This is a genomic window from Rhodopirellula sp. JB055 (genome assembly GCF_043100905.1).
Lineage (GTDB): Bacteria > Planctomycetota > Planctomycetia > Pirellulales > Pirellulaceae > Rhodopirellula.
Map to the genome: position 1 here is coordinate 1 of NZ_JBICHO010000518.1, position 8,395 is coordinate 8,395.

The window sequence follows — 8,395 nt, forward strand, 5'->3', positions numbered from 1 at the left end:
ATCCGCATCGGGCGCCGGGTTGCCCCCTCGCCTAGCGTGCTGCCTCGGTCAACCCAACCGCGGAGCGGTGGCATTGGTCAGCCTCGGGTTTCAACCCGAGGTTCAGAGCGGCCCCACCAAAACCGGCAAGCCGCGGAGCGGCGACAGGTGTTTGCGAGGTGTCTCCGGCTGCCGTCGCTCCGCGACTTGGGAGGCGCAGGCGGCGTCACGAGACCTTGGGTTGAAACCCAAGGCTATCGGATGCCGTCGCTCCGCGACTGATTGCGCCGGGGACCCAACCGCAGAGCGGTGGCATTGGTCAGCCTCGGGTTTCAACCCGAGGTTCAGAGCGGGCCCACCAAAACCGGCAAGCCGCGGAGCGGCGACAGGTGTTTGCGAGGTATCTCCGGCTGCCGTCGCTCCGCGACTGGTAGCGTGCGGGCCTGCATCTCCTGCACCGCTTCCCCCGACACCTTCCGTGGGCGAACAAAACCGGTTTCGGAGACATGGTTCCCAGGAGCCTGGACTGGCTTAGAATCTAGGGCTCACGACCACAAAATGGGGTCGATTTTCGCCAGCCCTTCTCGTCATCCGTCTGATTTGAATGACTTCCGATCTCACTGCTGCCGCCGATTCTCCCGCCGAACCGCCTGATCGTTCCAAGTATCGGTTGCTGGTTGTCGACAACGAGGCCGCTCACGCCCGGGCAATGACAGAGAGCCTCGAGAAAGTTGGCTACGTTTGTGAAGTCGCGACCAGTGGCCCCGATGCAGCTGCGTTGATCCAGCGAGAAACGTTCGACATCGTGATCACGGACATGGTGATGAACGACGTCGACGGAATGAAGATCCTCGCTCTGGCCAAAGAACGCCTCCCCGAATGCGAAGTCGTGATGGTCACCGGCCATGCCACCGTGCCAATCGCAGTGGAAGCCATGCAACAGGGGGCGTTCAACTTCCTCGAAAAACCCATCACGCCGAGTCGCCTGCGAGCCATCGTCGAAAAGGCTGCCGAGAAAGTCGAACTGCGACGCCAAAACACCGAGTTGATGCAGCGGCTCGATGAGCGATTTGGCTTCGAAGGCATCATCTACACCAGCAAAAAGATGCAGACGGTCATCGATCGCCTGCGGCGAATCGCGGCCACCGACGCGACCGTGTTGATCACCGGTGAATCCGGAACCGGCAAAGAAATGGTGGCCCAAGCGATCCACCAAAACAGCCCTCGCAAAAACAAACGCATGGTCGCGCTCAACACGCGAGCCGTGTCCGAGAACTTGGTTGAAAGTGAATTGTTCGGGCACGTCAAAGGATCGTTCACCGACGCCGTGTCGGACCGCGAAGGGGCGTTCGAATACGCCAATGGTGGATCGCTGTTCCTCGACGAAGTCGGCGACATGCCGATGAGCACCCAGATCAAACTGCTGCGAGTCCTGGAGGAAAGCCAGATCACTCGCGTCGGCGGCAACAAATCGATCAAGGTCAACGTTCGCTTGATCTCAGCAACCAACCGACCACTCGAAGAAATGATCGATGCGGGAACGTTCCGCAATGACCTCTACTTTCGTTTGAAAGTCGTGACGATCGAGTTGCCGCCTTTGCGGGAGCGACGTGACGATGTGATCGCGCTGATGGACCATTTCCGCAAAATGTTTCTGCGGCGGCATGGCAAATCGTCCGCCCATTTCACTCCCGCGGTGACCAAGAAGTTCTTCGCCTACGATTGGCCCGGCAACATCCGGCAACTTCGAAACTTTGTCGAAACCATGGTCGTGTTGGATACGGATGGGTCGCTCGACGAAGACGACTTGCCACCAGAATTGATCGACGACGAACCCCGGGAAGTTGACGACGCGACCACTCCCGCGTTGATCGAGGGATCGATGAGTTTTGTTGGCAAACCGCTCGCCGAGATTGAACGCTGGGCTATTGAAGAGACCCTGAAGATGACCGGCAACAACCGCGAAGAAGCGGCAAAGATCCTGAAGATCGGTGCCCGAACTCTCTACCGTCGACTCGACCAATACAAAAAAGAAGACGATGAAGCGGCAGCCAAGTCGTAGACCCTCCCCCGTTCCGCACATCAAGTCCTGAACTCCAACGCTCACTCCCTTCAACCGACACCGGATCCAACATGCAACCTTTGCCTTTCCCTTCGTTGCCCCTGACCGCCGAAGCCAAACTCGACCTCGCCAAAGCAGGCGTGCTGGTCCTCGGCGTCGAGCCGGCCGGCGATTCAGCGGAATCATCCGACGGCAAAGCAACCGCGAAGTGCGTTTCCATCTCGGCGTTGCCAGAATCGCTCGCCAAGACCGTTCAAAATGCGTGCGACTCCGGCGAAGTGAATGGTAAACCCGGTGAGCTGACCAGCTTCGCTACCGGCGACGCTCAAACACCTTGGATCGTGCTCGCTGGCTTGGGCGCAAGCGACAAACGAACTCGCGGATCCGCGATTGAACTGGGTGCCGCTGTGGTCCGCAGTTTGGCCAGCAAACCTCGCCAGCAAATCACGTTCGCCTTGGGCGATGGCATCGCGACTGACAATCATGATGCCGTCGTCGCCGGTGCGGTCTCCGGGTGCGAAGGCCAACACCTGTATCAACGCGAACCATCCGTTTCGGTTCCCGCCGCGATCGCGTTCGTTGGTTACTCAGCCGAATCCGTTTCGCGAGGCGAGAAGCTCGGCCAATCGATCAACCACACACGGCGTTTGGTCAACGAACCACCATCCATCATGAACCCAACCGGCTTTGCGAAGTACGCGGAAAAGATCGCCAGCGATTGCGGACTGAAGTGCGAAGTCTGGGATGAGAAAAAACTGGAAGCCGAAAACTGTCGAGCCATCTTGGCGGTCGGCCGAGCATCCACCAGCCCACCGCGTTTGGTGATGCTGCGTCACGACGGCGGTGGCGACGAAGCCCCGCTTGTGATCGTCGGCAAAGGCGTCACGTTTGACTCGGGTGGATTGTCACTCAAACCCAGCGAAGGCATGGTCGACATGAAGTGCGACATGGCGGGTGCCGCGACCGTCGTTGGTGTGATGAACGCGCTCGCAAAGCTGCAGGTGCCACGCAACGTGATCGGGCTGTGCGGGCTGGCCGAAAACATGCTCAGTGGCGACAGCTACAAACTCGGCGATGTGATCGAAACCCGCAGCGGCAAAACGATCGAGATCCTCAACACCGACGCAGAAGGTCGCGTCGTGTTGGCTGACACCCTCGACGTTGCTGTGCAACAAAAACCCACAGCGTTTGTTGACGTCGCCACGCTCACCGGTGCTTGTATGGTTGCACTGGGAATCGATGTCGCCGGGTTGATGACAAACGACCATGCCCTTTGCGACGGGTTCCAAAATGCCGCGGAATCCGAGTGCGAACCCGTTTGGCAATTGCCGATGTTCTCGCTGTACGACGACAAAGTCAAAAGCAAAGTGGCTGACATCAAGAACGTCGGCGAAGGACGCTGGGGCGGCGCCATCACCGCCGCGAAATTCCTGGAGAACTTTGTCGCCGACGTGCCTTGGGTTCACATCGACATCGCTGGCCCCGCCTTTGTGGATTCCCCCAAACCTCATCGTGATGCAGGTGCCACCGGCGTGATGGTCCGAAGCCTCGTCCGCTGGATCGAAAACGCTTCGTAAGCGATGGTCTCGAAGCGGTTTGAATGATCCCGTAGCCGGATTCGTCAGAATTCGGTCCACGACAACCGTAGGCCATGTCCTACATGGCATCCACGCCGATGCTTTGGATCAAAGCGAGGCGTCATCGAAACATGTTCGCGAGACCAACGCTCGCCGGCGAAGAACCATTGCCAGGTGAAACCTGGCCTACGGTAGCTACGATGCTTTGATCAATGGCTCGATCACCTTGCCGCCGAACTGGCTGAGTTGCTTGAAGCGGCCGGCGTGATAATACGTGAGCTTGTTGTCATCGAGCCCCAACAGCCGTAGCAACGTGACATGGAAGTCACGAACGGGCCGCACCTCTTCGACCGCCGTCATCCCAGTCTCATCGGTCGCGCCGATCGTATGTCCCGCGTTGACGCCTCCACCGGCCATCCAAATCGTCATCGCGTTGGCGTTGTGGTCGCGTCCGTAAGCGGTCCCGCCGCGAACGCCGTTGTCGGGAGAGCGACCAAATTCGCCGCACCACACGACCAAGGTGCTCTCGAGCAATCCCCGTTGCTTCAAGTCTTGAATCAATGCCGCGATGGGTTGATCGACACCTCGCACCAAGTTCCCGTGAGCTCGTTCGATGTAATCGTGGCTGTCCCAGGTCCCGTTGTACAATTGAACGAAACGCACGCCCTTCTCGACCATCTTGCGAGCCAGCAAACACTTGCGTCCAAATGCGTCGGTGGCATCGTTCCCGATCCCGTACATGGCAAACGTTTCCTTCGTCTCGCCGGAAAGATCCATCGCTTCGGGAACTTCGGTCTGCATGCGAAATGCCAACTCGTAACTCTCCAGACGCGCGGACAATTCATCATGTTCGGGATGCTTGGCAGCATGCCGCTGATTCATCCGCGAAAGCAGGTCCAGATTCAGTCGCTGCCTCGTTCGGCTGACTCCGACGGGAGGTTGCAGATCTAAAATGGGTGACCCTTTGGCTCGCAGAGGCGTGCCTTGATAGAACGCCGGCAGATAACCATTGCTCCAATTGGCCGCTCCCCCTTGCGGGTACGAAACCTCTGGCAAGACGATGAAACCGGGCAAGCTCTGGTTCTCGGACCCCAGCCCATAAGTCACCCAAGCCCCGATGCCCGGATCACCACCGAAGCGATTGCCGCAGTTCATTTGATACATTGCGGTGGGATGGTTGACGCTATCGACCTGGCACCCTCGGTAGAAACAAAGCTCGTCCGCGACCTTCGGCAAATGCGTCCAGTTGTCCGCCATCGGGGCACCGCTCTCGCCGTGCCTCGAAAACGAAAAAGGGCTTTGAACGAAGTAACGTTTGCCGCTCTCCATCGCGGATTTCTGTTGGCCTTGGCGAACAAACTCCTGCAAGTGCAACTGATTGAGTTTGGGTTTGGGATCGAACGTGTCGATGTGCGACGGCCCACCTTCCATCATCAAGAAAATGCAGCTCTTCGCCTTGGCCGGGACATGCCCTGCCTTGGGCTGCATCGGCGCGGCTTCGCTGTTTTCGGCACGACTGTCTTCCGCGGAGGCTTCGTCCGCTAGCAACGAAGCGAGAGCAATCCCGCCCAGCGACGTTCCCATCCGAAACAAACTTTCGCGTCGTGGGATCACAAACATTGCATCCACCTCGATAGGAGCAAACGGCGCCGATTGAATTCAATACACATAAACAAACTCATTGCAATTCAGCAGCACCAAACAAACATCCGCTAACGCCCACGTCCGCCGATCCACATCGGCGGGTTGCAAGTCAGGCTGAAAGTCCACGTTGGCGTGCAAGCGTTCGACAAACTCAAACTTCTCGCCCGTGTTCTCTTCCACCGCTTTACGCACCACTTCCAAAGGCGGGCGGTGACGTTCGGGCGGCGACGCCGGAAGAACCTCTTCCACGCGTGACCAATGCGTCAGCATTTCGTTCACCTCCTCTCTCGAAGGCGATCGTGACAACACCAGTTCAAAACACCGAGTGATCGCGTCCTCATCCGATTCCGTTTCCCTGCGGACTCGATCGGCCAATGCCAAAGCACGAGCGTGGGTGCTTTGCCCATTGAAGAGGCTGAAGACCTGAGGCGTGACCGTGGACGCGGATCGTCGCTCACAGGAAAAATCGGGCGACGGCACGTTGAACACCTCCAGGAACGGATCAATCAATCCGCGAAGCTTCAGCACATAAATCGATCGCCGATGCCGGTCTTCCGGTTTGGGATGGGCAACCCACGCGGCCGCGAACGTTCCCATGACTTGTCGAGGCTGCAACGCAACCTCCTGATTGATCTCGGGTCGACATGGGATGCCGCCCAACACCGGGCTCAGTTCTCCAGTCACGGCCAACATCGAATCCCGCAGTTCTTCCGCGCTCAGGCGACGAGGCTTGAACCCTTGATATGGCTGAGTCGATGCGTTGGAACTGGAACGACAATAAACGTCCGAATTCATGATCCGACGATGCATCGCTTTGATCGACCAGTTCTCTTCCACCAACGTGGCCGCCAACCAATCCAGTAGCTCCGGATGCGTCGGTGGTTTCCCGGTCGCACCAAAGTTGTTGGGATTGCCTGCGATGGCCTCTCCGAAATGCCATTGCCACAATCGATTGACGATCACGCGAGACGTCAGCGGGTTTTCTGAATCCGCCACCCAATTCGCGAATGCGGCCCGGCGTCCTTCGATGGCAACCGGAATGTCGGCCGGGACTTGGTTCTCAATCACGCTGAGCACGCCCGGCGAAACCGCTTCGCCGGCGGAGAAGGGGTCGCCACCGGTCAAGATCACGCTTGACTCCAGCTCACCCTTTTTCAACCGATCCTGTGGCATTCGGATCGGGCTCGTCACCGAAGTTCTCGAAACCGTTCGTCCGCTGTAGACCGCCAGTGCGAACGGTTGGTAACGATCTTGTTCCCAACGCAAACGTTGCAGTCCCTTTCGAGCGACGCGTTCCTTCCCAAATTGCTCCGGTGTGAACCCGACCAACTTCGGCGGGTAGTCGCTCTCAGGAACTCCTGCCGCACGCATCGCATTGCGAGCGGAGGTGAACAGCGACTTCGTTTTCCCACTCGATCGCAGACGCTTCAGTTCCTCGTTCCACTGCGTCGGATCCTTGCCATTTTCCTGAAACCAAACTTGCGAGTGATCCAAGAGTACCTGTTCAATCTCCTTGAGCGTCTTCCCATGGATCTGCTTGGACCGATCGAGGTAGCGTTTTTCATCAAAGCCAGCCCGGTTCTCGTCGTCTAAGAATTCCGCCTTTCGCTCGGCGAGCTGTGTCGTCGCAAAGACCGCTTGGACGGAGTAGTAATCTCGCGTGGGAATCGGATCAAACTTGTGATCGTGACAGCGAGCACACTGCAAAGAATGCCCCAGGAACGTTTCACCGACACTGTTAGTCACGTCGTCGAGGAACCGTTGACGAGCCACCTTGGCGACCTCCATCGAAGTCAACTCCCAAGGTCCCATCCGCAAAAAACCGGTAGCGATCAGACACTCGGGATCGTTGGGATCGATCTCGTCGCCCGCGATCTGTTCTCGAATGAATTGGTCGTACGGCTTGTCTTCTTTGAAGGAGCGGATGACGTAGTCGCGATACCGCCACGCGTTCCCGCGTTCAAAATCGTTCGCGAATCCGGAGGAGTCAGCGTAGCGAACGACATCCAACCAATGCTGAGCCATCCGCTCGCCGTAGTGAGGTGACTGCAGCAATCGCTCGACCAAATGTCCAAACGCCTCGCGATCGTCAGCCGGATCCTGCAGAAACTCTTCGATCTCCGAAGGCGTCGGCGGCAATCCGGTCAAGTCATAGGTCGCTCGGCGAATGAGAGTCCGACGATCGGCACGCGGTGCCAGGTCAGTCGCGTCAGCCAAGCCGTCTTCGATCAAGACATCGATCGGATTTCGATCCGTAGCCATTTCAGGTTTCTGCACCGGTTGATAGGCCCACAATCCGGCTGGGTCATACTTCCGGTTCGTCCAATGTTCATCGAGCCCACCGGAGGTTGCGACGGCGATGCCATCTTCGGCGGACCACTCGCTTTCATAAACCGCTTGAATCTCGGCCACGCGATCCTCCTCCGGCCAAACCGCACCGGAGGCAATCCAGTCTCGTAGCCATTCCAACTGCTGCTTTGAAAGCTGTTCGGCTTCCTTGGGTGGCATCTCCGACCAATCATCGCTGGTTCGGGTGGAGGCCAGATACAAAGGACTGCGTTCCGGCTCACCAGGAACAACCGCGACTTCCCCGCTGTCGCCGCCATCTTTCAACCCAGCAAACGATCGCAGATCCAGTGAGCCTTCGATCAACTCCGGGTCCTGCCCGTGACACCCCAAACATTTTTCGCGAAGCAGCGGCGACACCCGGCGCACGAACAACGCTTCGGATTCGGAAACAGGGGGCGATTCAGAGATGTCATCGGCAATCACCTGGCCACCCAAAGAGAGCGCCAACAACAACAGCGTCAGTGGTTTTCCGAGGGTCGTCAGAATGCGAACTCGCATGCGATGGTGGGCCACGGGTGAATGAATCCTTCGCGTCCTGCCAGACGCATCGGGCTTGAGCTTGGGAGGTCAACCGAACCCAACCAGGGTAACCCATGCTGACACCTGATGCTCTATGGAGCCCTGTTGGACCGACAAAAAGGCCACTGAAAAACTGGCCCCATCCAACGCTTTGTAAGTTCTGTCCCACACACACGATCGGTCAAACGAGCAAACCACTTCCGCGATTCCAACGTCTACATTGGCATGATGTTCAAACGACAAGTCCGCCTCGGGGAATACGATG

At 58.0% G+C, this 8,395-nt stretch carries 4 protein-coding genes; 2 read left to right on the forward strand and 2 right to left on the reverse strand.

What is annotated here, in order from left to right; genetic code table 11:
* Window positions 1-583: 583 nt before the first annotated feature.
* Window positions 584-2,041: a sigma-54-dependent transcriptional regulator gene (locus tag ACF8AM_RS20185; protein WP_392557379.1), complete on the forward strand. Its 1,458-nt coding sequence runs from the start codon at window positions 584-586 to the stop codon at window positions 2,039-2,041.
* 71 nt (window positions 2,042-2,112) lie between these two features.
* A complete protein-coding gene (locus ACF8AM_RS20190; RefSeq protein ID WP_392557380.1) occupies window positions 2,113-3,618 on the forward strand; it encodes a leucyl aminopeptidase in 1,506 nt (501 codons plus the stop codon).
* Between the two features lie 195 nt (window positions 3,619-3,813).
* On the opposite strand, the gene ACF8AM_RS20195 is transcribed toward ACF8AM_RS20190, so the two are convergent.
* A complete protein-coding gene (locus ACF8AM_RS20195) occupies window positions 3,814-5,247 on the reverse strand; it encodes a DUF1501 domain-containing protein (RefSeq protein ID WP_392557381.1) in 1,434 nt (477 codons plus the stop codon).
* Between the two features lie 30 nt (window positions 5,248-5,277).
* Window positions 5,278-8,124: a PSD1 and planctomycete cytochrome C domain-containing protein gene (locus tag ACF8AM_RS20200; RefSeq protein WP_392557382.1), complete on the reverse strand. Its 2,847-nt coding sequence runs from the start codon at window positions 8,122-8,124 to the stop codon at window positions 5,278-5,280.
* Between the last annotated feature and the right edge of the window lie 271 nt (window positions 8,125-8,395).

Bases quoted from the DNA above. Each gene is read 5' to 3' on its own strand.
- ACF8AM_RS20185 (WP_392557379.1), top strand. From the start codon at position 584: ATGACTTCCGATCTCACTGCTGCCGCCGATTCTCCCGCCGAACCGCCT.
- ACF8AM_RS20190 (WP_392557380.1), top strand. From the start codon at position 2,113: ATGCAACCTTTGCCTTTCCCTTCGTTGCCCCTGACCGCCGAAGCCAAA.